Source organism: Streptosporangium nanhuense (assembly GCF_059358815.1).
On record NZ_JCADBG010000029.1, the window covers coordinates 1 to 23,602 of the forward strand.

A 23,602-nucleotide genomic window follows, 5' to 3' on the forward strand; every position below is an offset into this window, starting at 1 on the left:
TCGACTCCCGGCTGCGGGCCCGCGCCCACACCCGCGAGCACGGCGAGGACCCGGCCGAGATCCGCGACTGGACCTGGCCACAGTAAGGAGGTCAGGGGTGGGGAGCGGGTGGACACACTCGGCGTCGGTCAGGTTCGGGCCGGCGGGGTGGCGGCTGGAGCGTGGGCGGGCTCGAAGAGTTCGACGAGGTTGCCGGCGGGGTCGGTGAGCAGGATCTGGCGGCCGCCGGGGCCGGCGACCACGTCGCCGCGGAAGGACAGGCCGGCGTCGCGGAGCCGGTCGATCTCGGTGTCGAGGTCGTCGACGATGAGGTGAATGCGGTTGCGTCCGGCGGGGGTGCCGGGGGATGTGGCCCGAGCGCCGGAGCTGGCCGGTCCCGACAGCAGCAGCCGCAGCGGTCCGCGCACCACGTCGGCGAAGGCGGGCGACGCGTCGAGTCGCAGGGTGAAGCCGAGGTGGGTGGTGTAGAAGCCGACGGCCGCGGTCACGTCGTCGACGAGGTAGCGGACGGCGGCGAGCTGGTCAGAGGTGGTCTCAGAGGTGGTCATGGCTGGGCCTCTCGCGATGTGAGAACGGGGAGCAGGTGGCGGACGCGGGTGTCGATCTCCGCCACGGCATGGGCGAAGGCGGGGTATCCGGCCTGCTCGGCGGCGGGGTCGGGGATGCTCCAGTGGATGCGCCGGGACCGGTCGCCGAAGTCGGGGCAGACCTCGCGGACCTTGTCGCACAGGGTGACGACGTGGTCGAAGTGGCGGCCGGTCAGGGTCTCCAGGTGGCGTGGGCGCTGATCGGCGAGGTCGATGCCGTGCTCCTCGCGCAAGGCCCGGACGGCGTCGGGGTGCAGGCGCGGCCGGGGGTGGCTGCCCGCGCTGGTGACCTCGAGGTGGCCTCCGCCGCGGTGGCGCAGCAGGGCCTCGGCGATCGGCGAGCGGGCGCTGTTGCCGGTGCAGGTGAACAGCACGGCGGGCCGACGCGCCGATGCCGGGAGCGGCTGAGGTGCGGCCGGGGCGAGGCGGAGCGCGGGGTGCAGCACGAGGCCGGTGGCGGCCAGGGCCTCGGCGCAGCGGTCCAGGTCCAGGTGGTGGTAACTGTCGCGGGCGTCGGCGCTGCTACGCCTCATGGTGACCAGGCCCCCGTCGCGCAGCAGCCGCAGGTGGTAGGAGACCAGGTTCTGCGGGTGGCCCACCAGCTCCACCAGTTCGCGTACCCGGTAGTCGCCGGTGGCCAGCTCGGACAGCAGCCGCCATCGCAGCGGATGGCCGGCCAGCCGCATGAAGGCCGGGGCGGGTTGAGCCGGGGTCACCACGCCGCGATAATACATCAAACCAGTTTGATGTATTTGGTTGTAGCGGGATGGCCGTCCGCCTGGGCCCTCGCCGCCCTGGCCGCTTACCTGCCAACGCCTGGTACATCGCCGCCGGCGCCGCCGTCGGTCTGGCCCACACCCTGCTGACCTGAAGGACTCCCCGATGACCGGCACCACCTCCGGCTGCCCGTACTGCCCGCTGAGTACCGCTGCCGCCGAACCGCCCGGCGGCTGGGTCTACCGCGACGGCCTCTGGCTCGTGCACCACGGCCCCGCCGAATCCTCCAGGCCGGGAACCATGAAGATCGTCTCCGTGCGCCACTACACCGACTTCGCCGAGATGACGCTGGAGGAGGCGGCGTCCTTCGGCAGCCTGTTGCGCGCGCTCGATGCCGCCATGCGGGCCGGCACCGACGCCGAGCGCGTCCACCTGGTCTCCACCCGGGACCGGGTCCAGCACTTCCACGCCTGGCTCTACCCCCGCCCGGCCTCCCATGCTCTGCGCGGGACGGATTTCCTGAACGCGCCCCAGCGCAGCGAAGCCGCCGACGTCGACCTGGCAGCCGAGGCCGTGCGCCGGCACCTGTCTGGGCCGACACGGGTTTCGGGATAACCTTCGTCACTCGGTACGATCGCGATCCCGTACCGGTCGTGACCTGGGCGCAGGCCGGAAACCTTGACGGCCTTGTAGGTGGTCACGCCCGCGCAGGTCAGCGGGGCGGCCTCGGCGGGGGAGACGCCTTCGGGGACCGGGACGACGTGGGCGGCGTGGGCGACGGCGTACTCGGCGTACTCGGCGTACTCGGCGTACTCGGCGTACTCGGCGTACTCGGCGTGGCCGCCGTCGACGGTGCAGCCGGTGTTCTGCTGGGACGCGCGCAGGGTCTCGCGGCCGCTGACGCAGTACTCGCAGGTTCCGCAGGCGTAACCCAGCCACGGGACGGCCACGCGCTCGCCGACGGTCCGGCCGGTCACCGCCGAGCCGGTCTTCTCGATGACACCGACGCCCTCGTGCCCCGGGGTGAAGGGCGGTGCCGGTTTGACCGGCCAGTCGCCGCGGGCGGCGTGGATGTCGGTGTGGCACAGGCCGCTGGCCTCGATGCGGACCAGGACCTGGTGGGCCGCGGGCTCGGGAACGGGGATCTCTCGAATCTCCAGGGGCCTGTCGAACGCGGTGACGACGGCAGCGCGCATGTTCATGGTCTTGTCTCCCCTTCGCTTTCACCTCCGAGTCTTCCGCGGGGTGGCCGGGCGGGGCAGACCCGAAGGTCCCGGACGGTACGGTCGTCGGTCACGGCCGCGCGGAAGGCCACCGAGCCCAGGTCCTGCGGCGCGTCGACGTCCTCGCCGAGGGCTTTCCCGCCGGGTCTTTCGTCCTCGCCGCGCGAGCCGTCGGCCTCTTCACCCGCGAACCGGCGGGCGAAATCCTGAAGGCAACCGGCGGAAAGGTGGGGATCGACCTCCGATCCCCACCTTCCGCGGAGCGTAATGGAGAAGGGGACGATTCCGATGCGTGCGCTCGTGGTCTTCGAATCGATGTTCGGCAACACCCAGGCGATCGCCGAGGCCGTCGCCGACGGTCTGGCCACCCGGATGGAGGTGGACCTGGTCGAGGTCGGCGACGCCCCGGTGCCGGTTCCCGATGAGGTGGACCTCCTCGTCGTCGGCGGGCCCACCCACGCCTTCGGCATGAGCCGGCCCAGCACCAGGCAGTCGGCCGCCGAGCAGGCCGAGCAGGCCGCCACCGAGCTGGTGTCCAAGGGGCGGGGACTGCGCGAATGGCTCGCCACCCTCGGCGGCCACTCCCGGGACCTGGCGGCCGCGGCGTTCGACACGCGGATCAAGAACCCCTGGCTTCCGGGATCGGCCCGGCGCGGCGTCGAGAAAAACCTGCGCGGGCACGGCTTCGCGATCTTGTCCAGCTCGCAGAGCTTCTACGTCTCCGGCACCCCCGGTCCGCTCCTGGAGGGGGAGACCGGCCGAGCCCGCCAGTGGGGAACGACGCTGGCCGCGGCCCGGCAGGCCGGCACTCGCAGGATCACGTGACGGTCGGCCCGGCGTCACGCCCGCGAGAGGGGTGTGCAGGCCGGGACGACGAAACCCGCGCAGGCCGGGCCGGACGCCAGGACACCTGCGCGTGTGCGCCGCACCTGTACGGCATCTGCGGGGACCGGCTCCCGGACGGCCTCACTTCTCGCCGGCTCACCAAGCCCGCGTGGTTTTCGGGGAGACGTTGGTCCTTGTGGCCGGTGACGTTCGGCCGGTGCCGAACCTCTCTCGCGGGTGTGCGATGGAGGTGAAGGTACGGAGGCTCTCTAAGAGGAGGCGGCCATGACCGGACTGATCGTCGTCGGTACCGACGGATCCGCACCCGCGACGGCGGCGGTGCGGTGGGCGGCCGAGGACGCCGCGCGCGGCGGTGCGGCCTTGAAGATCGTGCATGTGCGCGAACCGTGGAGCGCCCTCGTTCTCCTTTCCGGCACAGGAGAGGAAAGCGACTCGGCCGAGCACGGTTACCGCGTGCTGGCCGCGGCCGCACAGCGGGCCCGGGATCACACGCCCGACATCAAGATCACCACTGCTCTGGCGACCGGAGCGGTGGTCGAACGGCTGAAGAGTGAATCCGAGCGGGCCGACGCGCTCGTGATCGGCGGCAGGGGCGTCGGCGGGTTCGCCGGGCTGGCACTCGGATCGGTCGGGCTCGCTCTGGCGGGCCACGCGGCCGGTCCCGTCGTCATCGTCCGCGCGCCGGTCCGGACCGCGCACGACGTGATCGTCGTGGGGTTCGACGGGTCGGAGCACTCGCAGGCCGCGCTGGAATACGCCTTCGCCCGGGCCCAGCAGCGCGGATCGCGGCTGCGGGCGGTCTACGCCTGGCAGATGCCGATGCTCTCGGCGTACGCCCTGGGCTACAGCCCGGTGCTGAAAGGTGTCTTCGCCGACGAGGCCGAGGCCGCCCGGCGGTTGCTGGCGCCCTACCGGGAGAAGTGTCCAGATGTCGCGGTGGAGGAATCGATCGTCTGTGATCATCCGGTCCGCGTACTGTCCGAGGCCTCGCGCCAGGCGGACCTGGTCGTGGTCGGCTCACGAGGGCTGGGCGGATTCGGCTCGGCCGTGCTGGGCTCGGTCAGCCACGGCGTGCTGCACCGGGCGCACTGCCCTGTCGCCGTCGTCCGCCCCCGCCTGAACGAACGATGACGCCGAATCCCTGACCGTGCCGTTGGAACCGTTGGTTCATCGGTATGGCGGGTGATGCCGCGACGGTTTCGTGCCGGGAGGGCTCAGCCGCGGCGGACGTGCGAGGCGCGGTGGACGGCGACGGGCGCCTGGGCGTGGTGGAGCAGGGAGCGTACGGTCGAGGTGAGGAACATCGTCCGGCCGGGGGCGCCCACGATGACCAGCTCGGCGCTCTCGGAGGCGTCGATGAGCGCTTTGGCCGGATGTTCGTGCACGACGTGCTCGATGAGGGTCACGTCGGGGAATCTCTCCCGCCAGCCGCCGAGCGACTCGGCCAGCAGGCGGGCCTCTTCGTCGCCGACCTCTTCGACGTCGTAGACGAGTGGCTGCATGTCGCCGGGTGCTCTGGTGGCCGGGTGGGTCCAGGCGTGCACCGCTCGTAGCGGGCGCCGGCGCAGAGCCGCCTCGTTGAAGGCGAATTCCAGGAGGGGGTCCTGGCCGGTGCGTCCGGTGAGGCCGACGGCGATCTCGGTGTCTTGGGCGGTGGGCGGCTGGTTGACGATCACTACCGGGCGTGGGGATCGGGCGGCCAGGTCGTAGCTGACCGAGCCCAGGAGCAGTCCGGTGAATCCGCCCAGGCCGCGGCGGCCGACGACGATCAGCTGTGCGGTCTCGGCCGCGGCGGCGATCGCTTCGGCGGCGCTTCCGTCGAGGATCTCGGTGGTGACCGTCAGGGTGGGGGCGTCGGAGCGGGCCTGCTCGGCGGCTTGCCGGAGCAGTTCCTCGCAGGCGGCCTCCTCGGCGGGTCCCCAGTGGGCGGGCTGCGGGACGAGGGGGACGTCGTAGGCCCAGCGCAGGGCGGCGTGCACGACGTGCAGCGGCGCTTTTCTCAGCGTGGCCTCCTGCGCGGCCCAGGTCACGGCCTGCAGTGAGGACGTCGAGCCGTCGACGCCGACGACGATGGGGTCTGTCATGGTCATCACCTTCGGTTCGTCGCCAGGGACAGGTGCTCTGATCTCGGCCGTCGGGCCTGTTCGATCCGAGGCCGACCGAGATCATCTGTTCGCGCTTTTCGTGTTCCCGGTTCCTCCCATTCTTGGTGGCCCCGTCAGCTGTCTGGTAGGGACGAAGGTCCCCTGGGGTGCCGTCGGATGCCGCGTCGTCGCCCGATTGGGAACGGCCGGCGAAAGATCATGGTGTCCGCCCTGTTTCCGCAGGTCGGCGCTGTGACGGGAGGAGGGCGGAAGGTCCCGCCAGAGTGGGACCTTCCGCCCTCCTCTGTGGAGCCTGTTCCGGCGAGCATGGAGAGAGGGAGGTGAGGGCAATGACCGATATCCGGGAGGTCGTCGTCGGTTACGACGGTTCCGACTTCTCCATGCAGGCCCTGGAGTGGGCGATGGACGAGGCCGAGCTCGGGAAGATACCGCTGAGGGTGGTCCACGCGTGGCGGTGGCCGTACGGGGAGGCCGACGAGGAGGCCAGACTTCATCTGCGCAAGGCCGCCGAGCATGTGCTGTACCACGGGGCCGACTGTGCCCGCGCGTGCAGCACGCTGACCGATGTCGCCGCGGATCTGTACGAGGGGGCGGCCGCTGAACGGCTGGTCGAGCTGTCGGAGCGGGCGGCACTGATCGTGGTGGGTTCTCGTGGCCTGGGCACCCTGGCCAGGACCGTTCTGGGGTCGGTCGCCGGCTATGTGGCGGCGCACGCGCGCTGCCCGGTGATCGTCGTACGCGGGCCCGGCCCGATTCCCGTGCCGAGGGAGCGCGGTGCCGTGGTCCTGGGGATGAGCGGCGACACCCCTGACGGGGTGATCGAGTTCGCTTTCCGTGAGGCCCGCATCAGGCAACTGGATCTGGCGGCGGTGCATGCCGGGCGGCTGCAGCCGCTGGCGCACGACACGCGGGTCGCGACGAAGGCGGCGGAGGACGGCATGCTCGAGCGCCTGGGACCATGGCGGACCGCCTACCCCCAGGTGGCCGTTCGTGCTTGTTTCGCCGCCACGTCCGCGAAGGATCTCCTGGTGGACGCGTCGAAGGCGGCGAGCCTGGTGGTGGTCGGCGGAGCACGTGAGCACGGCAGGCTCGGCTCGACCTCCAGGTCGGTTCTTCAGCACGGACTTTGCCCCATCGCGGTGGTTCCCGCCGGCTGGGAAAGCTGGCGGCGGGACGAGCCCGCGTTGTCGGACTCCGGCGTCCTCGGTGACGCCCAAATCTTCGAAAGCCGGCCGAGGTACGGCTGAGAGGAGGCGGATCATGACGCTTCGGGTAAAGGACGTCATGGGCACGGTGGCCATCGCGGTCCGTCCGGAGGCGGCGTTCTCAGAGCTGGTGAGGACCATGCGCCGCTTCAAGGTGGGCGCGGTCGCCGTGATCGACGGCGAGGGGCGTCCCATCGGGCTGGTGTCGGAGGACGACCTGTTGCTGAAGGAGGTCGACGCCTCGCGCGGCGAGGTGGTCCTCGCGGGTCACAGGCGATGCCGGGAGCACGAGAAGGCCGCTGGGATGACCGCGCGGGACATCATGACCAGTCCTGCGCTGACGGTCATCGAGCAGACCGAGGTGCGAGAGGCGGCCCGTCTGATGCACGCCAACCGGATCAAGCAGCTACCGGTGGTCGACGTCGCCAGCGGGAAGATCGTCGGCACCGTGCACCAGGGCGACCTGCTGAAGGTCTTCTCCCGGCGGGCCTGCGACGTCCTGGTGGACGTGGCGGCGGCCATCGCGGGCCTGCGCCTGGATCCGAAAGCGCTGACGATCACGGTGGAGGCGGGGGTGGTCCGTGTCGCGGGGAAGCTCGCCAGGCGCTCGCAGATCGCCGACATCGTCGAGGCCGGGCGCGGGGTGGATGGGGTCGTCGACCTGGACGTCGACGCCACGTATGACGAGGATGACGTGCGAACGGGCCGGTAGCAGGACGCGAGCGGTGGGCTTGTGTCCTTGGGGTGGCCGTTCGGGCCTGCGGGCCGGCCCTTGACGCTGACGCTCACCGGGGGCTTGGTGAGCGCCTGGCGGCTTGTGATGTCACGGAGCGGTGTCCTCACCGTTTCGTCCCGGGCCGGAGTGCCGTCGACGTCCCGCTTCGAAGAGCCCCGGGCCGACATCTTTTCCGCGCGGGTATCCGGTGGGGTCGTGTACGGCTGGTCAGGTGATTGTCATCGTGGAGTAAACGATGGTGGGGCGGATGGATGTCGGCTCCTCGGCAGGACGGGTGCCGTGTGCCCCGGTGCGAGACTTGGGGTATGGCGAAGGCCGAGCCGGGCACGTTGATCGCGCACATGCGCCTGGATGAGCTCTTGGCGGAGTTGCAGGTGCGCCTGGAGGCGGTGCTGGCGACCCGTGACCGGGTGCACGCGCTGTTGAACGCGGTGGTCGCGGTGGGCAGCGACCTTGATCTGGAGACCGTGCTGCGCCGGATCGTGGAGGCCGCCACCGCGCTGGTGGACGCCACCTACGGGGCGTTGGGGGTAGCCGGGGACCACAGCACACTTATCGAGTTCGTCCCGGTGGGGCTGAGCGAGGAGGAGATCGCCAGGATCGAGCACTGGCCGCACGGGCTGGGCCTGCTGGGGTTGTTGATCAAGGAGCCGCAGACGCTGCGATTGGCTCACATCTCCGATCATCCGGCGTCCTACGGTTTTCCGCCGGGCCACCCGCCGATGGGGTCGTTCCTGGGGGTGCCGGTCCGGGTGCGCGAGGAGGTGTTCGGCAACCTCTACCTCACCGAGAAGCGCGGGGGAGGGGAGTTCGACGCCGAGGACGAGGCGATGGTGACGGCGCTGGCGAGTGCGGCCGGGGTGGCCATCGAGAACGCGCGGTTGTACGAGGAGACCCGGCGCAGGGAGATGTGGCTGCAGGCCTCGGCGGAGGTCACCACGAGCCTGCTGTCGGGCGCCGAGCCCCACGAGGTGCTCGTGCTGATCGCGCGGCGGGCGCGGCAGATGGCCGGGGCCGATGTCGTGGCGGTTTTGCTGCCCGATGAGGATGGGCGGGTCCTGCGGACGTTGATCGCCGATGGGGAGGCCTGTGATCAGGTGGCCCATGCCGAGGCGTTGATCGCCGACTCTTTGGCCGGGCAGGCTTTCATCAGTGGTGAGCCGCTCATGGTCACCGATGCGTGCGAGGCGACGGTGCCGATCGTGATCGCCGAGTACGTCTCGCTCGGTCCGGTGGCGGCGGTGCCGATCGGCGCGTCGGGAGGTGTGCGGGGGGTGTTGTCGCTGGGCAAGCGTTCGGGGCGCATCCCGTTCAGCCGGGACGAGCTGCGCACTTTGCACTCTTTTGCCGGGCAGGCCGCGATTGCCCTGGAGCTGGCCGAGAGCCGGATGGACACCGAGCGGCTGAGCCTGCTGGAGGATCGCGACCGGATCGCCAAGGACCTGCACGACGTGGTGATCCAGCGGTTGTTCGCCGTGGCCATGACGTTGATGAGCACGGTGCGGCTGATCGAACGGCCAGAGGTCTCCTCGCGGGTGCGCAACTCCATCGATGAGCTGGACGGCACGATCCGGCAGATCCGCTCCACCATCTTCGCCTTGCAAGCCTTCCCCCAGCAGGGTGATTTCGGGTTGCGCGCGCAGATCGTCACCTTGGTGGAGGGGGCGCGCGGTCATCTGGGTTTCATGCCGGGCCTGGAGATGGAGGGCCGGTTGGACAGCGAGGTGTCACCGCGAGTGGCCGAGCACCTGCTCGCCGCGTTGCGTGAGGCGTTGTCCAATGTGGTACGTCATGCCCAGGCTTCGAAGGTCGATGTGTCGGTGGATGCCGGCCGGGAGCGGCTTGTCCTGACCGTGGCCGACAACGGCATCGGGCTGTCCGCCGATGGCAGGCGCAGCGGGCTGCGTAATCTTCGGGAGCGGGCCGAGCGGCTCGGCGGGTCCTTCACCGCAGGCTGCCCGTCAGAGGGAGGCACCCGGCTGGTGTGGAACGTTCCCCTGGGTGAGAGGGAATCGCGACAGGCCGCCTCTCAGGCGCGCTGAGGGCCCGGCCGGCATGGCGAGCTCCTCGTCATCGTTCCCCGGTGGGGGTGTTGTCCCGGTCCCAGGTGAGTTCGTCGATCACGTCGACGACTCCGTTGATCTGCCGGGTCATCCACAGCGCGATCCGCGTGTCCGCGCGCAGGGTCATCCGCCCGCTCAGCGTCACCACGCCGTCCTTGACGGTGACCTGGACACGGGAGGTGTCCATCCACAACGATCGCGTCAAGACGTCCACGCGGACCTCGTGTTCGATGTCGTGGTCGGAGCGGACGAACACCTTCAGCAGGTCGCAGCGGCTGACGATGCCCGTCAGGCGATCGTGCTCGTCGAGCACCGGGAGCCGTTTGACGCCTTTCTCGTGCATCAGACGGCCGGCGGCCACCACCGGGGCGTCCTTCGATATCGTGACCGCGGGGGCGCTCATCAGGTCCCGGGCCACCTCGCCTCCGGTCTTGTCCGCGCACGGCTTCCGCCGTGGCGGTGTGGGTGAGTCGGGGAACCGCTCCCGGAGTTCCTGTCCGCGCAGCAGGTCGGCCTCGGAGACGACACCCACCACATGGCCGTCGTCGTTCACCACCGGCAGGGCGCTCACCGCGTGGGTGAGGAGCGTCTCGGCGATGTCCTTGAAACAGGTGTTCTCACCCGTTGAGATCACCTGACAGGTCATCACGTCCTTGACGGTGACATGGCGCATCTCTGCCTCCGGCACGCGGTGACAATCGAAGCCGCCGGTTGAAGGTGCGGCGGTCGAACCGGCCGTTTGACGGCCCGGCCGATCGGTTCGTTCGGCCGCGTGGCCGTCCGAGGCCGGCGAACGAGGTCGGGCGATGCGACCTGGCCCCGATGGGGCGCCGCGTTCATCGGCCGCGATTGGTCCATACGGGCAGCATCGGTCATGATCAGGGCATTCTGTAGGGTCCAAGTACTCTTTTGGCGGGGACTGTCGGCTCTAAGGGATGCGGTCGAACCGCTCAGTGGCCGCGTCTTCCTCCCTTCAGCCGCAGTTCGGCCAGATCGGTGACGACAAGATCGGCTCCAGCGGTCCGCAGGGCCTGTCCCTGGTCGTGCCGGTCGACCCCGATGACAAGTTTGAATCGGCCTCGCCTGCCCGCCCGCACGCCGGCCAGGGCGTCCTCCACGACGGCCGCCCGGTCTGGGCTCACGCCCAGTCGCCGGGCCGCGTACAGGAACAGTGCGGGATCGGGTTTACTCGCCAGTCCCAGCCGGGCGGCGGCCACGCCGTCGACCCGGATGTCGAACAGGTCGGTGGCGTTCGCCGCGTCAAGTACTCGCGCGCAGTTGCGGCTCGCCGAGACGGCGGCCGTGAGCACGTCGCGGCGCCGTAGTTCGCGCACCAGATCAAGGGTCGAGGGGAACGGGGTCACGCCGTGTGCGCTGATCTCGGCCCGGAAGGACGCGTCCTTCGCGGCGGCGAGGCTCGCTGCCGTGTCCGGATCGACCGCGATGTTTCGGGAGCGAAGAAAGTCGTTCACCCCGTCCAGCCGGGATTTGCCGTCGACGTGGCGCAGATAGTCCTCGCCGACGTCGAAGGGCGGGAATCGCTCACCGGAATGTTTTGCGTACTGGTCCAGGAAGGTGTCGAACACCTGTTTCCACGCGGCGGCGTGCACCCTGGCCGTATCGGTGATGACCCCGTCGGTGTCGAAGATCATCGCGGTGATCTCTGCGAGGTCCACCACTGCGGGAGCCGTCACGAAGCGGCCCCTTCCTACGAGGTACGGCGTTGCTCGGTCTCACCGTCAGGGCTGATTCGTCGGAAGACCGCGCGGGAGGAGGGGAGCGCCCCGAGGTGGGTGATCGTTCGAACGGCCGCCCCGGCGTGGATCACCGGCCGTGCCGGATGCGGCGGCCGGTGATCTCGGAGGGAGTGATCTTGACGTAGAGCTCGCGGTCGCCACCGGCCCAGGGCCGGACGCTCAGCGCCATCACGGCCGCCTGCTCCTCGGCGGTGGAGACGTGGTGGACGCCGCCGCGGATGAGCACGCTCCAGCCCTCGCGGTTGGCGTCGTCGATGCGATCGACCTCGAAGGCGATTTTGAACTCGACGCCCTTCACCCCGGTGCTCAGGTTCGCGTCGAACGGTCCGCCGAAGGCGGTGCGGAAGATCACGCAGTTCTCGTGCAGGACGTAGTTGACCGGCAGGATCGTCGGGCCGCCGAGGTCGTCGAAGGCCAGCCGGCCGATCCCGCCGGGTGAGATGAGCCGCAGACACTCCTGCGTGTCCAGGCGCTCCAGCTCGGGATGCAGGGCGGCTCGCCCCTGCCCGGGTGGTTGGTCGACGGTCGCCCCGAGGAGTTCGGCGGCGCTGGTGTCCAGCGCCAGGGCCAGGCGCTCTATGGTCTCGATGGCGGGCGCGGCCGCTCTCTGCTCCACGTAGGCGAGGTAGGAGGGGTCGATTCCCGCCCGGTGCGCCAGTTCCTCCCGGTCCAGGCCGAGGCTTTCACGTCGTCTGGTGATCCGGCGGCCGAGGTCACCGGCGGCGGCGAGGCGTTCAGCCATGGGATTCTCCCCTCAAAGGATGGACATCGTCAGCGGAGGCCGGCTTCGTGCGGCATGCGGCGGAGCCGCGTCGGACACGGCGCCGGGCCCTGGTGGGCGGCCTCTGGGGACGTCTTCTCACTGGGAACGCTACGGTGGGGGAGGGGAGGGAAACAGGGCCGAAAGTCCTGCTCATCGTGGCCGGGTGACCTTGTCTCCTGCGGCCCCCGATCCGGGCGCGCACCGTGGCCGGCAGGCCGCACCGGCTCACCGTGGCGGCCAGGTACTCATCCCCTGCGACAGGCCGGTACGGCGTCGGGGTGCCGGTTCGTCAACGGAGCTGACGGCGCAGGGGAGAGGGGCCGGGCGGGGCCGGGGCCAGCCGGATGCGCAGGTCCACCGCGACGGCGCCGCAGGGACCGGCGACAATCGGGTTCAGATCCAGTTCGGCGATCTGAGGAAGGTCGTCCACGAGTTGCGCCACGCGGACGATGTGGTCTTTCACCGCGGCGGTGTCGGCCACCGGGCGGCCCCTGTAGCCGAACAGCAGCGGCGCGCAGTGCAGCTCCTGGATCATCTCCGCGGCGTCCTGACCGGCCAGCGGAGGGCTGCGGAAGGCGCGGTCGGTGAGCAGCTCGGCGCTCACGCCTCCCATGCCGACCATGACCAGCGGGCCGAAGGAGGGGTGGCGGACCGCGCCGACGATGATCTCCACGCCGTCGGGGGCCATCGGCTGGACGGTCGCGCCGGTCATCTGCGGGCCGATCGTGTCCTTCATCGCACGGTAGGCGCCGCGGACCTCTTTGAGGGTGCGGAGCCCGAGCCGGACGCCGCCGACATCACTCTTGTGCACCGGGCCCGTCGCCTTCAGCGCGACGGGAAACCCGAGACGGGCGGCGGCCCGGGCGGCCTCCTCAGCGCTGTCCACGGTGGCGAACTCCACCACGGCGAGGCCGTAGCAGGCGAGCAGCCGGGCCGCCGTCGCCGGGTCGAGCCAGCGGCCCGCAGGGTGTCGCGACAGGTCTTCCTCGACGAGCTCGCGTGCCGCCCGGAGGTCCGTCCCTTCCGGGGGGACGCAGGGGAGGTCCGGACGTGAGCGCCACCGCGCGTAGCCGGCGACCCGGCTCACCGCCTGCACGGCCTGCTCGGGAAAGGCATAGGCCGGAACCGGGCCGATCGTCTCGTCATGGCCGACCACGCAGGCGACCACGGTCTTGCCCGCCGAGCCCGCCACCCGCGCGATCGCCTCACGGGTCCGCTCGAGCCCCGACCCGAACGGCGGGGTGTAGACGATCAGGACCACGTCGACCTCCGGGTCCTCCAAGGCGGTCAAGGCGGCGAACTCCAGTTCCTCGGCCTGCCCGTCGGCCGTCAGGTCGACCGGGTTGGCCACGGCGGCGGCCGCCCGCAACCGCGAACGCATCCGCTGCTGGGTGGCCGGTGACAGTTCCGGGACGGCCAGGCCGTGGCGCTCGCAGGCGTCGGCGGCCAGCGCCTGTGGCCCGCCGGAGTTGCCGACGATCGCCATCCGGCTTCCGGCGGGCAGTGGCTGGGTGGCCAGAAGCCGCGCGGTGTCCAGCAACTCCCGCATGCCGTCGACGCGGATGACCCCGGCGGCGCGCAGCAGGGCCTCGACGGCGATGTCCGGGGTCGCGGCGGCGGCGGTGTGCGAACGCACCGCCCGATCCCCAGAGGTGCTGCGGCCGCTCTTGATCGCGACGATCGGCTTGTGCCGTCCCACGCGGCGGGCGATCCTGCCGAACTTGCGCGGGTTGCCGAAGGACTCCAGATACAGGGCGATGACCTCGGTGCGCGGGTCGTCCTCCCAGTACTCCAGCAGGTCGTTGCCGCTGACGTCGGCCTTGTCGCCGACCGAGACGAAGGAGGAGAGCCCGACCTTGAGTTCGGTGGCGCGGGCGACGAGCCCGGCGGCCACCGCTCCGGACTGCGACATCAGCGCCACGGTGCCCGGCGGCGGAGGATGCGGCAGGAAGCTGGCGTTGAGCGCGGCACCGGTGTTGACGATTCCGAGGCAGTTGGGGCCGATCAGCCGCATCCCGCCGGTACGGCAGATGCGCAGCAGTTCGGCCTGGCGCGCCGCTCCCCGCGAGCCGGTCTCGGCGAAGCCGGCGCTGACCACGACGAGGCCGGCCACACCGTGACCGGCGCACTCACGCGCGACGTCCAGGACGGCGCTCGCCGGAGTGGCCACGACGACCAGGTCGACCGCCTCGCCGATCGAGGACAGGTCCGGATAGGCGGTGACGCCGAGGATCTGGTCCGCCTTCGGATTCACCGGATAGACCGGTCCGGGAAAGGCGCCGTCGAGCAGGCTGCCCAGCAGCCGGTGCCCCACCCGGTCCGGATCACGGCTCGCACCCACGACGGCGACCGACCGGGGCGACAACACCCGCGCCAGCGAGGCGCGCTCAGCCTCGTGGTCGCGCCGCTCGATCGCGGCCCTCAGCGTGTCCGTGGGGCGCAGGTCGATCCGGACGCGCACCTCCGCGCCGTCGAACTCGCGGGTCGCCGCCAGGCCGAGGTCGGCGAGGACCTTCAGCATCGCCCCGTTGCCGGTGAGCACGTCGGCCACCAGTTCGCCCACGCCGTGGGCCGCGGCGTCGAGCGCCAGATGTTCAAGCAGGAGGGTGCCCAGGCCGCGCCCGTGTACGTGGTCGTCGATGAGGACGGCCACGTCGGCGCTGTGGTGGTCCTCGCCGGGAATGTACTCCGCGACCGCGACGATGCTCCCGGCCAGGAGGGCGACCTGGGCGTGCCCGCGGTAGTCGGGGCCGGTCAACCGGTCCATGTACCGGTGGGCCGTGGCCCGGCCGGCGGTGAAGAACCGCAGGTAGGCCGATCTGGCGGAGGTGCGGTCCACCAGGGCGTGCAGGGCCGCGCGGTCCGTGCCGCACAGCGGCCGGACGTGGGCGATCTCCCCGTTTCGCAGCAGCGCGTCACATTCGTCAAAGCTCGCCATGAGGCCAGCCTTTCCCGGCGCCCGATGTCGCGTCAGGGGTCCTTCGGCCTCATCGCCCGGCTGAAGGTCACCGGCCGGGGTCCGGTGACGGGTCCGGGCCAGATACCGATCACGGTTCCCCCGCCGGCGGACCTCGAAGTGATCGCGGGCGGATGGGCAGGCTCCCCCATACCTCAATCCTTCCCCTGGTCACGGTCGGCGACTTCGCTGCCGGCGATCGACTACCGTCCCTCGGGCGGGTTCGGATGCCTCGGCCGTGATCGACGTGAGAGCGACGCGGCTTTCTCTGCGGAACGCTCTTGCTCGGGACCGGTGGGCCGGTTTCCGCCCACGGGGTCGCTGATCAGGACCTTCGGCCCTGTCGGCGGCGTGGTTTTCCCGTCGATGGTGGTGAGGGGGGTCTCTTTGTCGCAGGTCGCGAGGTGAACGAGATGTTCGGCAATCGCCATGACGCCGGAGTGCGGCTGGCCGGGCGGCTGCGCGGGTTCGCCGGTGCTGGGAACGTGGTCGTCGTGGGGCTGCCCAGAGGTGGCGTGCCGGTGGCGTTCGAAGTGGCCAGGGCCCTTCACGCTCCGCTGGACGTGATCGTCGTCCGCAAGCTCGGGGTGCCGTTCCAGCCGGAGATCGGGTTCGGCGCCCTGGGGGAGGGCGGGGTGCGCGTGGTCGACCGCGACATCGTGCGGCGCGCGAATCTCACCCAGGAGGAGGTGACCATGGTGGAGGAGCGGGAGCAGGCCGAACTCCTGCGCCGCGGGCGCCGCCTGCGTGGTGAGCGTGCTCCGGTGGATCTGGCGGGCCGTACGGTGATCGTGGTGGATGACGGCATCGCCACCGGCGGGACGGCTCGTGCCGCCTGCCAGGTGGTTCGCGCACGTGGTGCCTCACGGGTGGTGCTGGCGGTTCCGGTGGGAGCGCCGGAGACGATCGAGAGCCTGCGTGAGGTGGCAGACGAGGTGGTCTGCCTGCGGGCGCCGGAGTCCTTCTACGCGATCGGCGCCTGGTACCGCGATTTCTCCCAGACCACCGATGATCAAGTGATCGAGCTGCTGAGCCGGGCCGCGGCCTCGGCGGACGGGGGCGGAGGGCCGGCCACGCAGCTCCACCTGCTCGACCGCCAGGTGCGGCACAGACGGCACCGGCGGGTTCCCGCGCTGGACGACGATCCGGCATGGACGATCCGCGAAACGGGCACCGACCCGTCGCGGCACCGGGTGACCGAGACGCTGTTCACCCTCGGCGCCGGGGGTTTCGCCACCCGCGGGTCGGTGGAGGAGTCCACCCCGGGGTCGGTTCCGCTGGTGCTCGCCGCCGGGATCTACACCGGGACCGGCTCCGAGCAGCACCTGCTGCCGGGACCCCAGTGGACCGGGCTCATCCTGCGGCCACCTCCTGAGGAGGACCTGCGCGTGCTCGATCTGCGCGCCGGCGTGCTGGTCCGGGAGGAGATCGGCCACGCCCCTCCCGTACGGACACTGCGACTGGCGTGCGTGAGCCGGCCGGGGGTGGTGGCGATGCGCGCCGAGGCGGGCGTCGGGCGGCTGCGGGCGGGGTCCCCCCTGAGCTCTCCCCCGGAGGGCGAGGTCACCGAGGGCCGGCTCGACGGCCACGCCTGGTCGCGGGTCACCTCCGGCCACGCGGGCGTGGCCGCCGTGGCGACGCAGCGCACGGGCCGTGACGGGGAGGTACGCACCCTGGAACGGATCGTCGCCTACACGGCCGACCCCGCCCGCCGACCGGTGCCGCGCGATGCCGTCGCGGCACTGGAGGCGGCCGGAGAGCTCGGCTTCGACCGGCTGCTCGCCGAGCAGCGGGCGGCGTGGGCCGCGCGCTGGGAGGCCGTGGACGTCCGCATCCCCGATGATCCCGAAACGCAGCTCGCCGTACGATTCGCACTGTTTCACCTCTGGGGCAATGCCGGCCGTGGCGAGGAGGCGGCGGTCGGCGCGCGAGGGCTGTCAGGTGAGGCCTACGCCGGTCATGTCTTCTGGGACGCCGACGTGTTCGTCCTACCGGCCCTGGTGAGCATGGATCCCGCCGCCGCCAGGGCCATGGTCGTCTACCGGCTCCGCCGCCTGGCGGCGGCACGGGCCCGCGCCGCCGCCCTGGGCTTCTCCGGTGCGCGTTTCCCCTGGGAGTCCGCCGCCACGGGCGAGGAGGTGACCCCCGCCCGCGGGCATCTGGGCGGCGAGGCCGTCGCCATCCTCACCGGGCGGATGGAGGAGCACATCACCGCCGACGTCGCCTGGGCCGCCGCCCACTACGCGCGCTGGAGCGGCGACGACGGATTCCTGGCCGGGCCCGCACGCCCTCTCATGATCGAGACCGCCCGCTACTGGGCGTCGCGCTGCCGGGTGGACGATGACGGACGGGCCCACATCGGTGAGGTGATCGGGCCGGACGAGTACCACGAGGCGGTGACGGACAACGCGTTCACCAACGTGATGGCCCGGTGGAACCTGCGCCAAGCGGCCGATCTCGTCACCGCCGGCTGCGAGGAGGGCCGCCGGTGGCGCGTGCTCGCGGACCGCCTGGTGGACGGCTACGACCCCGCCTCGGGCAGGTACGAGCAGTTCGCCGGGTACTTCCGCTTGGAGCCGCTGACGATGGCGCGGGTCGCGGTCCCGCCGGTGGCCGCCGACCTGCTGCTCGGCCGCGAACGGCTGGCCGGCATGCAGATCGTCAAACAGCCCGACGTCCTCATGCTTCACCACCTGGTCCCCGAGGAGACCGAAGCGGGCTCGCTGGAGGCCGACCTCGACTTCTACGGCCCCCGTACCGCTCATGGCTCGTCACTCTCACCGGCGATCACCGCTTGCCTGCTGGCCCGGGCGGGCCGCCCGGACGAGGCGCTGGGCCTGCTGCGCATCGCGCTGACCCTGGATCTGGAGGACCTGACCGGGACCACCGCCACCGGCCTGCACATGGCCACGTTCGGGGGCGTGTGGCAGGCGCTGCTCACCGGCTTCGCGGGAGCACGGGTACGCGGCGGGATCTTGTGCCTGGATCCCCGGCTTCCCGCGGCGTGGGGAAGCCTCGGCGTGCGATTTCACTGCCTGGGCCGTCGGGTGCGGCTGGACGTCACCCGGGAGGCGGTCGAGGTGCGAACCGATGGAGCGCTGCGGCTACGGCTGGGCACCGGCGAACCGCAGGACGTGGCCGGCTTCGTCCGCCTGCCGCGGGACCGCTGACACACGGAGAGGAGGGGACATGAAAGACGTGCTGGCCGTTGTCGACGACGCGGGCGCGGGCGCGGCCGTGACCGGTGTCGCCCGGGCGATAGCCGAGGTTCTACGCACGGGTGTTCGAGAGATTCACCTCGCCGCCGGCTCCCGGGCGCGGGACGCCACCACGACGGTGCTTCGCGAGCTGGAGCGGACGAACACGGTTCTCGGCGTCCTCGCCGGCGACGCCTCGTCCCCGGCCTCGTCCCCGGCCTCGTCCTGGTGGATCGTGCGCCGCTCCACCAAACCGGTCGTCCTGCTGCCTTCCTCGCCGGCGGCCTCCGGCCATGTCATCTCCCGGGTGCTCCTGCCGCTGGACGGCTCCTTCGAGGCCGCTGCCGCCGTCACCGGGACCGCGGAGCTGTTCACCCGTACCGGCGTCGATCTGGTGATCTTGCACGTCTTCGACGAGGCGACCGTTCCCCGCTTCTGGGATCAGGCCGCACACGCCCGGCAGGCGTGGCAGCAGGAGTTCCTGGCCCGTCACTGCGCCTACCCCGGGGTGCGCATGGAGCTTCGCAGCGGAGTGGCGGGAGAGCAGGTGGTGAACGTGGCGGCGGCCGAGCGTGTGGATCTCATCGCGCTGGGATGGTCACAGCACCTCGACGCGGGAAGAGCCCGAACCGTGCGCGAAACCCTGGCCGGCGCCCGCGTCCCGGTCATGCTGATCCCGGTGGCGCGGCATGAGGGGGCCTCACCATGAGGTGGGGGCCGGTGACCTGGTACCGGCCCGCAGGGCCGAGGGTTCCGCCCTCCTGCGACGATCTCCTCCACGACGGTGAACCCTCCGGTTGGAAGTGAAGCAGGCCGGCCCGACCGGCCCGACCGGCTCGACCGGCTCGACCGGCTCAAGGCGCGGCGGCCTCTTCGCCGCCAGGGCACGCCGAGAGGTGAAGCATGTCATCAAAGGTCGAGGAAGGGTAGTCAAGGGCTAAAAGTCCCTCCCCGGTGGATCCATGGGATCTGATGGGTCGCGGGCAGCGGGTCCATGATGAAGGTATGAGTTCGGCCGACCGTTTCGACGCCTTCCGCGCGCTGGCCGACCGGCGTGGACGTCCCGGTGCCCGGCTGACAGAGGCCCTGGCCGAAGCCGCCACTGATTCGCCGGACGGCCCGCAGGCGTGGGCACCCGAGGTGGCGAGGCGGTTCGGGCTGCCGGCGGCCGCCGGGCTGGGCCCGGCCACCTTCTACGCCGATCTCGCCGCCCGGCACGGTCGCCGTCACGTGCGGGTCTGCACCGCCGCGGCCTGCTTCGCCGCCCGCGCCGGCCGCCACCTGAGCGAGGTCGAGAACGCGCTCGGCGCCACCGCCGACAGCGCCGGCCCCGATCCTCAGGTGTCGCTGCAGACGGTCCGCTGCCTGGGCTACTGCTACGCGGGCCCCGCCGCTCTCGACGGCGACACCCCCTGCACCGGCCCGGACCTCGCCGGCCAGCTCTCCGGCCGCGTACCGCCACGGGCCCCCTCGATCCCGGCGGCCGACGCCACCGGTGATCCGGTGGTGCTCGCCGGCGTCGTCGCCCGGGAAGCCGCCTGGCAGGTGTGGCCGGAAACGGTGGGGGCGCGCACCCCTGAGCAGATCCTGGCCGAGGTGGCGGCGTCCGGGCTGCGAGGGCGCGGCGGAGCCGGATTTCCGGTGGCCGCCAAGTGGGCGGCCACCGGCGGCTCACCCGAGACCGTGGTGGTCGCCAACGGCGACGAGGGCGATCCCGGCTCCTACGCCGACCGGCTGCTGATGGAGGCCGACCCGGCGCGGGTGCTGGAGGGGCTGGCCCTGGCCTGCCTGGCCTGCCGGGCCCGCCGCGCCGTGGTGCTGGTGCGCTCGGAGTACCCGCGGGCGCCGGCCCGGATGCGGGCCGCGGTGCGAAAGGCCTACCAGGACGGGCACCTGGGACGAGGGATCCACGGCAGTGACCTGGAGCTCGACGTCGAGGTGGCCGAGGGCGCCGGCTCCTACGTGGCCGGCGAGGAGACCGCCCTGATCGCCGGGCTGGAAGGGGGACGCGGATGCGCCCGGCCACGGCCGCCCTACCCGACGCGGCAGGGCCTGTGGGACGTCCCCACCGTGGTCAACAACGTCGAGACGCTGGCCGCCCTCCCCTGGATCGTGCGACGGGGCGGCGACGCGTACGCCCGGCGCGGCACGCGGGCCGAGACCGGCACGAAGCTGGTCTGCCTGTCCGAGCGGTTCGCCCGGCCCGGCTGCTACGAGGTCGAACTCGGCACCTCGGTGCTCGGCATCGTCACCGAGCTGGGCGGCGGCCTGCGCGAGGGGGCGCGGCTGGGCGTTTTGCAGGTGGGCGGGCCGCTGGGCGGCTTCCTGGCCCCCGACCGGCTGGACGTACCGCTGACCGACGCCGATCTGACGAGCCGCGGCGCGGCGCTCGGACACGCCGGCCTCGTCGCCTTCGACCGGCGCGTGGAACCGCGGGAGGTGCTGCGGCACGTGTGGGAGTTCGCCGCCGCCGAGAGCTGCGGGGCCTGCTCGCCGTGCCGGGTCGGCTCTGGCCGCGGCCTGGAGATCGCCGCCTCCGGTACGCCCGCCGGCGAGGAGTACGCGCGGCTGCTGCGGGTGATGGGCCAGGCCAGCCTGTGCGCCTTCGGGCGGCGGGTTCCCGCCGCCGTGCGCAGCCTCGCCCGCGCCTACGGGGACCGGCTGAAGGGGTGGGACCCGTGAGAGTCACCGTCGACGGCATCACCGTCCGGCCGGCCCAGGGCTCCTCACTGCTCGCCGCGGTACGCCTGGCCGGCGCCGAGCTGCCCACGCTGTGCCATGACGACCGGTTGACCCCGGCGGGCTCCTGCCGAACCTGCCTGGTGAGATCGGGCGGGAACGTGGTGGCCGCGTGCGTGACCCCGGCCGTCGACGGCGCGGCGGTCGAGGTCGCCGACGACGCGTTGCGGGTACTGCGCCGCGAGGCCGTGGAGGTGATCGTCACGGCCCTGCCGCCCTACGCGCTGGACGGCGGTGCGGACGACCGCGAACTGGCCCGCGTCTGCCACGCGATGGGGATCGCGCCGCAGACCGCCCAGGGGCGCGGCGGCCGGGGCCGCGACGACAGCCACCCCTACATCCACCTGGACCGGGATCTGTGCATCGCCTGCGGCCGGTGCGTGCGCGTGTGCGCCGAGGTCCAGGGCACCTTCGCCCTCACCCTGACCGGCCGGGGCGCCGACACGATGGTCGCCCCCGGCACGGGCGGGCCGTGGGCGCAGTCCGACTGCGTCGCCTGCGGCGGCTGCGTCGACACCTGCCCCACCGGGGCGCTCACCGAACCCGGCCTGCCCCTCGGCGGCGGGACGGCGGCCCTGAGGCGGACGACGACCACGTGCGGCTACTGCGGCGTCGGCTGTTCCCTGGAGGCCCTCACCCGTGACGGTCAGGTCGTGGCCGTCCTGCCGGACCGCGAAGGCCCGGTCAACCGCGGGCACGCCTGCGTCAAGGGCCGCTTCGCCCACGGCTTCCTGCGTTCCCCCGAACGCCTCACCCGGCCGCTGCTGCGCCGTGACGGCCGCCTGGAGCCGGTGACCTGGGACGAGGCCTTGGAGCACGTCGCCCGCGGCCTGCGGGCCGCCGTCGCCGCCGGCGGTCCCGACGCGGTGGCGGTGATCTCCTCGGCGAGGGCCACCAACGAGGAGAACTATCTGATCCAGAAATTCATGCGAGTCGCCGTCGGCACCAACAACATCGACAACTGCTCCCGGCTCTGCCACGCCCCCTCGGCCGCCGGGCTGACCGCCTCGTTCGGCCTGTCCGGCGGCACCGACACCTTCGACGACGTCGAGAGGGCCGACTGCCTGCTGCTGGTGGGCGCCAACCCGGTCGAGGCCCACCCGGTGGTCGGCGCCCGGCTGCTGCAGCGGGTCCTGCGCGGGGCGCGGCTGGTCGTCGCCGACCCCAGGGCCGTCGGGCTGGCCCGCCACGCCGACGTGCACCTGCGGCCCCGCCCCGGAACCAATGTCGCCCTGTTCCACGGGCTGGCGCACACGCTCTGGGCCGAAGGCCTGGCCGACGAGGATTTCCTGCGCCGCCGCGCCGGTGGCCTGCCCGAGCTCCTCGCGCTGCTCGCCGACTACCCGCCGGACCGGGTGGCCGCCCTGACCGGCGTTCCCGCCGAGGACCTGGTCGCCGCGGCCCGGCTCTACGGGCGGGCCGAGCGGCCGGCGATCATCTACGGGCTGGGGGTCACCGAGCACCTGCACGGCACCGACGGAGTGCGCGCCCTGGCCAATCTGGCGATCCTGCGCGGTGCGGTCGGCACGGAGCGCGGCTTCGGGGTGAACCCGCTACGCGGCCAGAACAACGTCCAGGGCGCCTCCGACATGGGGGCGCTGCCCGACGTCCTGCCCGGATACGGCAAGGTGACCGATCCGCTCGCCCGGGCCAGGGCCGAGGACGTGTGGGGAGCTTCGGTGCCGGACCGGCCCGGGATGCGCATCCCGCAGATGTTCGCGGCCGCCCGCTCGGGAGCGCTTGGGGCGCTGTGGATCGTGGGGGAGGACGTGTGCGCCACCGACCCGGACGCCACCCGGGTCGCCGGGGCACTGGAGGCCTGCCCGCTCGTCGTCTGCCAGGAGCTGTTCCTGTCGCAGACCGCTCGCCGCGCCGACGTCGTGCTGCCGGTCGCGTCCTGGCTGGAGAAGGACGGCACCTTCGTCAACTTCGACCGCCGCTTCCAGCGGGTGCGTCCCGCCCTGGCCCCGCCGGGAGAGGCCAGGACCGACTTCGCGGTCGTGCACGCCCTGGCCTCGGCGCTGGGGGTGGATCTGGGCTGCCGGACGCCGGCCGAGGCGCTGGCCGAATGCGGCCGGGTGGCGCCCCTGTTCGCGGGACTGTCCCACGAACGTCTGGACCGGGAGGGCGCCATCGCGTGGCCGTGCCCCGACCCCGGCGGCCCCGGGGAGGCCAGACTCTACCGGGAGCGGTTCGCCACCCCCGACGGGCGGGCGCACCTGGCCGCCCGCCCCTATCTCCCGCCGGGCGAGAACCCCGACGACCACTACCCGCTGATCCTGGTGACCGGACGGCGCTGGGCCCACTACAACTCCGGCGGGATGACCCGCCGAACGGGCAACCTCCTGCTGGATCACACCGACCGGCTCGACCTGCATCCCGCCGACGCCGCCCGGTACGGGCTTCGCGACGGCCGTCCGGTCACGGTGGAGAGCCGTCACGGCCGCGCGACGCTGACCGCCAGGCTGAGCGACGACCTGGTGCCCGGCCAGGTCTTCTGCGCCTTCCACTTCCCCTCCAGCGGGGTCAACACCCTGACCTCCGACCACGCGGACACCGTCACCTCATGCCCGGAGTACAAGGTGACCGCGGTGCGGCTGATCCCCGGGCCCGGCACCGTGGCGCAACGGGGTGAATGACCCGCCCCTCGCCTGGATCACCCCGCGGCTCATCCCGAGCCGGTGGGGGCCTGACAGACCAGACCGTGT

Annotated in this window: 17 protein-coding genes; 9 read left to right on the forward strand and 8 right to left on the reverse strand. The window is 72.0% G+C overall.

Annotated features, from left to right (window positions below; genetic code table 11):
• Positions 1-128 precede the first annotated feature (128 nt).
• The 3 genes from AC5L38_RS37965 to AC5L38_RS37975 form a co-directional block, all read right to left on the reverse strand.
• Complete coding sequence (locus tag AC5L38_RS37965) at positions 129-548, reverse strand: VOC family protein (protein ID WP_495247643.1); 420 nt, start codon at positions 546-548, stop codon at positions 129-131.
• The gene (locus tag AC5L38_RS37970) at positions 545-1,306 is read right to left on the reverse strand and encodes an arsenate reductase/protein-tyrosine-phosphatase family protein (RefSeq protein ID WP_495247644.1); all 762 of its coding nucleotides are present in this window, start codon (positions 1,304-1,306) and stop codon (positions 545-547) included. The genes AC5L38_RS37965 and AC5L38_RS37970 overlap by 4 nt, the downstream gene beginning before the upstream one ends.
• Positions 1,307-1,780: 474 nt before the next feature.
• A complete protein-coding gene (locus AC5L38_RS37975) occupies positions 1,781-2,506 on the reverse strand; it encodes an alcohol dehydrogenase catalytic domain-containing protein (protein WP_495247645.1) in 726 nt (241 codons plus the stop codon).
• A 309-nt stretch (positions 2,507-2,815) separates the two neighbouring features.
• On the opposite strand from AC5L38_RS37975, the gene AC5L38_RS37980 reads away from it, so the two are divergent.
• Positions 2,816-3,352, forward strand: a complete 537-nt coding sequence (locus AC5L38_RS37980; protein ID WP_495247646.1) for a flavodoxin family protein — start codon at positions 2,816-2,818, stop codon at positions 3,350-3,352.
• 285 nt (positions 3,353-3,637) lie between these two features.
• The gene (locus AC5L38_RS37985) at positions 3,638-4,504 is read left to right on the forward strand and encodes a universal stress protein (RefSeq protein ID WP_495247647.1); all 867 of its coding nucleotides are present in this window, start codon (positions 3,638-3,640) and stop codon (positions 4,502-4,504) included.
• A gap of 83 nt (positions 4,505-4,587) precedes the next feature.
• Here AC5L38_RS37985 and AC5L38_RS37990 read toward each other — a convergent pair whose 3' ends face one another.
• Positions 4,588-5,457, reverse strand: coding sequence for a universal stress protein (locus AC5L38_RS37990; protein WP_495247648.1), 870 nt, complete (start codon positions 5,455-5,457; stop codon positions 4,588-4,590).
• Positions 5,458-5,807: 350 nt separating this feature from the next.
• Between AC5L38_RS37990 and AC5L38_RS37995 the strand changes: the two genes are divergently transcribed.
• The 3 genes from AC5L38_RS37995 to AC5L38_RS38005 all read left to right on the forward strand — a co-directional run bounded on the left by AC5L38_RS37995 (position 5,808) and on the right by AC5L38_RS38005 (position 9,461).
• Positions 5,808-6,725 (forward strand): universal stress protein, encoded by a 918-nt coding sequence (locus tag AC5L38_RS37995; protein WP_495247649.1) that lies wholly within the window; start codon positions 5,808-5,810, stop codon positions 6,723-6,725.
• Positions 6,726-6,738: 13 nt separating this feature from the next.
• Entirely contained in the window at positions 6,739-7,395 is a 657-nt protein-coding gene (locus AC5L38_RS38000; protein ID WP_495247650.1) for a CBS domain-containing protein, read from the forward strand.
• A gap of 329 nt (positions 7,396-7,724) precedes the next feature.
• The gene (locus AC5L38_RS38005; protein ID WP_495247651.1) at positions 7,725-9,461 is read left to right on the forward strand and encodes a sensor histidine kinase; all 1,737 of its coding nucleotides are present in this window, start codon (positions 7,725-7,727) and stop codon (positions 9,459-9,461) included.
• 28 nt (positions 9,462-9,489) lie between these two features.
• Here AC5L38_RS38005 and AC5L38_RS38010 read toward each other — a convergent pair whose 3' ends face one another.
• The 4 genes from AC5L38_RS38010 to AC5L38_RS38025 form a co-directional block, all read right to left on the reverse strand.
• Positions 9,490-10,170 (reverse strand): CBS domain-containing protein, encoded by a 681-nt coding sequence (locus AC5L38_RS38010; protein WP_495247652.1) that lies wholly within the window; start codon positions 10,168-10,170, stop codon positions 9,490-9,492.
• A 262-nt stretch (positions 10,171-10,432) separates the two neighbouring features.
• Positions 10,433-11,134, reverse strand: coding sequence for an HAD family hydrolase (locus AC5L38_RS38015; RefSeq protein ID WP_495247737.1), 702 nt, complete (start codon positions 11,132-11,134; stop codon positions 10,433-10,435).
• Positions 11,135-11,306: 172 nt separating this feature from the next.
• Positions 11,307-11,981: a helix-turn-helix domain-containing protein gene (locus AC5L38_RS38020; RefSeq protein WP_495247653.1), complete on the reverse strand. Its 675-nt coding sequence runs from the start codon at positions 11,979-11,981 to the stop codon at positions 11,307-11,309.
• A gap of 310 nt (positions 11,982-12,291) precedes the next feature.
• Positions 12,292-14,940 carry a bifunctional acetate--CoA ligase family protein/GNAT family N-acetyltransferase gene (locus AC5L38_RS38025; RefSeq protein WP_495247654.1) on the reverse strand — a complete coding sequence of 883 codons (2,649 nt, stop codon included), beginning with the start codon at positions 14,938-14,940 and terminating at the stop codon, positions 12,292-12,294.
• A 431-nt stretch (positions 14,941-15,371) separates the two neighbouring features.
• Here AC5L38_RS38025 and AC5L38_RS38030 point away from each other — a divergent pair, with 431 nt between their 5' ends.
• The 4 genes from AC5L38_RS38030 (at position 15,372) to fdhF (ending at position 23,533) form a co-directional block, all read left to right on the forward strand.
• Positions 15,372-18,128 (forward strand): phosphoribosyltransferase family protein, encoded by a 2,757-nt coding sequence (locus AC5L38_RS38030; protein WP_495247655.1) that lies wholly within the window; start codon positions 15,372-15,374, stop codon positions 18,126-18,128.
• A gap of 19 nt (positions 18,129-18,147) precedes the next feature.
• Positions 18,148-18,864, forward strand: a complete 717-nt coding sequence (locus AC5L38_RS38035) for a universal stress protein (RefSeq protein WP_495247656.1) — start codon at positions 18,148-18,150, stop codon at positions 18,862-18,864.
• 296 nt (positions 18,865-19,160) lie between these two features.
• Positions 19,161-20,837: an NAD(P)H-dependent oxidoreductase subunit E gene (locus AC5L38_RS38040; RefSeq protein ID WP_495247657.1), complete on the forward strand. Its 1,677-nt coding sequence runs from the start codon at positions 19,161-19,163 to the stop codon at positions 20,835-20,837.
• Entirely contained in the window at positions 20,834-23,533 is a 2,700-nt protein-coding gene (gene fdhF, locus AC5L38_RS38045) for a formate dehydrogenase subunit alpha (protein WP_495247658.1), read from the forward strand. Before AC5L38_RS38040 ends, fdhF begins: the two co-directional genes overlap by 4 nt.
• The last annotated feature ends 69 nt before the right edge of the window (positions 23,534-23,602 follow it).

Coding starts and splice junctions, on each gene's coding strand:
- AC5L38_RS37965 (WP_495247643.1), bottom strand. CDS start 548: ATGACCACCTCTGAGACCACCTCTGACCAGCTCGCCGCCGTCCGCTAC.
- AC5L38_RS37975 (WP_495247645.1), bottom strand. CDS start 2,506: ATGAACATGCGCGCTGCCGTCGTCACCGCGTTCGACAGGCCCCTGGAG.
- AC5L38_RS37980 (WP_495247646.1), top strand. CDS start 2,816: ATGCGTGCGCTCGTGGTCTTCGAATCGATGTTCGGCAACACCCAGGCG.
- AC5L38_RS37985 (WP_495247647.1), top strand. CDS start 3,638: ATGACCGGACTGATCGTCGTCGGTACCGACGGATCCGCACCCGCGACG.
- AC5L38_RS37990 (WP_495247648.1), bottom strand. CDS start 5,457: ATGACAGACCCCATCGTCGTCGGCGTCGACGGCTCGACGTCCTCACTG.
- AC5L38_RS37995 (WP_495247649.1), top strand. CDS start 5,808: ATGACCGATATCCGGGAGGTCGTCGTCGGTTACGACGGTTCCGACTTC.
- AC5L38_RS38000 (WP_495247650.1), top strand. CDS start 6,739: ATGACGCTTCGGGTAAAGGACGTCATGGGCACGGTGGCCATCGCGGTC.
- AC5L38_RS38005 (WP_495247651.1), top strand. CDS start 7,725: ATGGCGAAGGCCGAGCCGGGCACGTTGATCGCGCACATGCGCCTGGAT.
- AC5L38_RS38015 (WP_495247737.1), bottom strand. CDS start 11,134: ATGATCTTCGACACCGACGGGGTCATCACCGATACGGCCAGGGTGCAC.
- AC5L38_RS38020 (WP_495247653.1), bottom strand. CDS start 11,981: ATGGCTGAACGCCTCGCCGCCGCCGGTGACCTCGGCCGCCGGATCACC.
- AC5L38_RS38025 (WP_495247654.1), bottom strand. CDS start 14,940: ATGGCGAGCTTTGACGAATGTGACGCGCTGCTGCGAAACGGGGAGATC.
- AC5L38_RS38030 (WP_495247655.1), top strand. CDS start 15,372: ATGTTCGGCAATCGCCATGACGCCGGAGTGCGGCTGGCCGGGCGGCTG.
- AC5L38_RS38035 (WP_495247656.1), top strand. CDS start 18,148: ATGAAAGACGTGCTGGCCGTTGTCGACGACGCGGGCGCGGGCGCGGCC.
- AC5L38_RS38040 (WP_495247657.1), top strand. CDS start 19,161: ATGAGTTCGGCCGACCGTTTCGACGCCTTCCGCGCGCTGGCCGACCGG.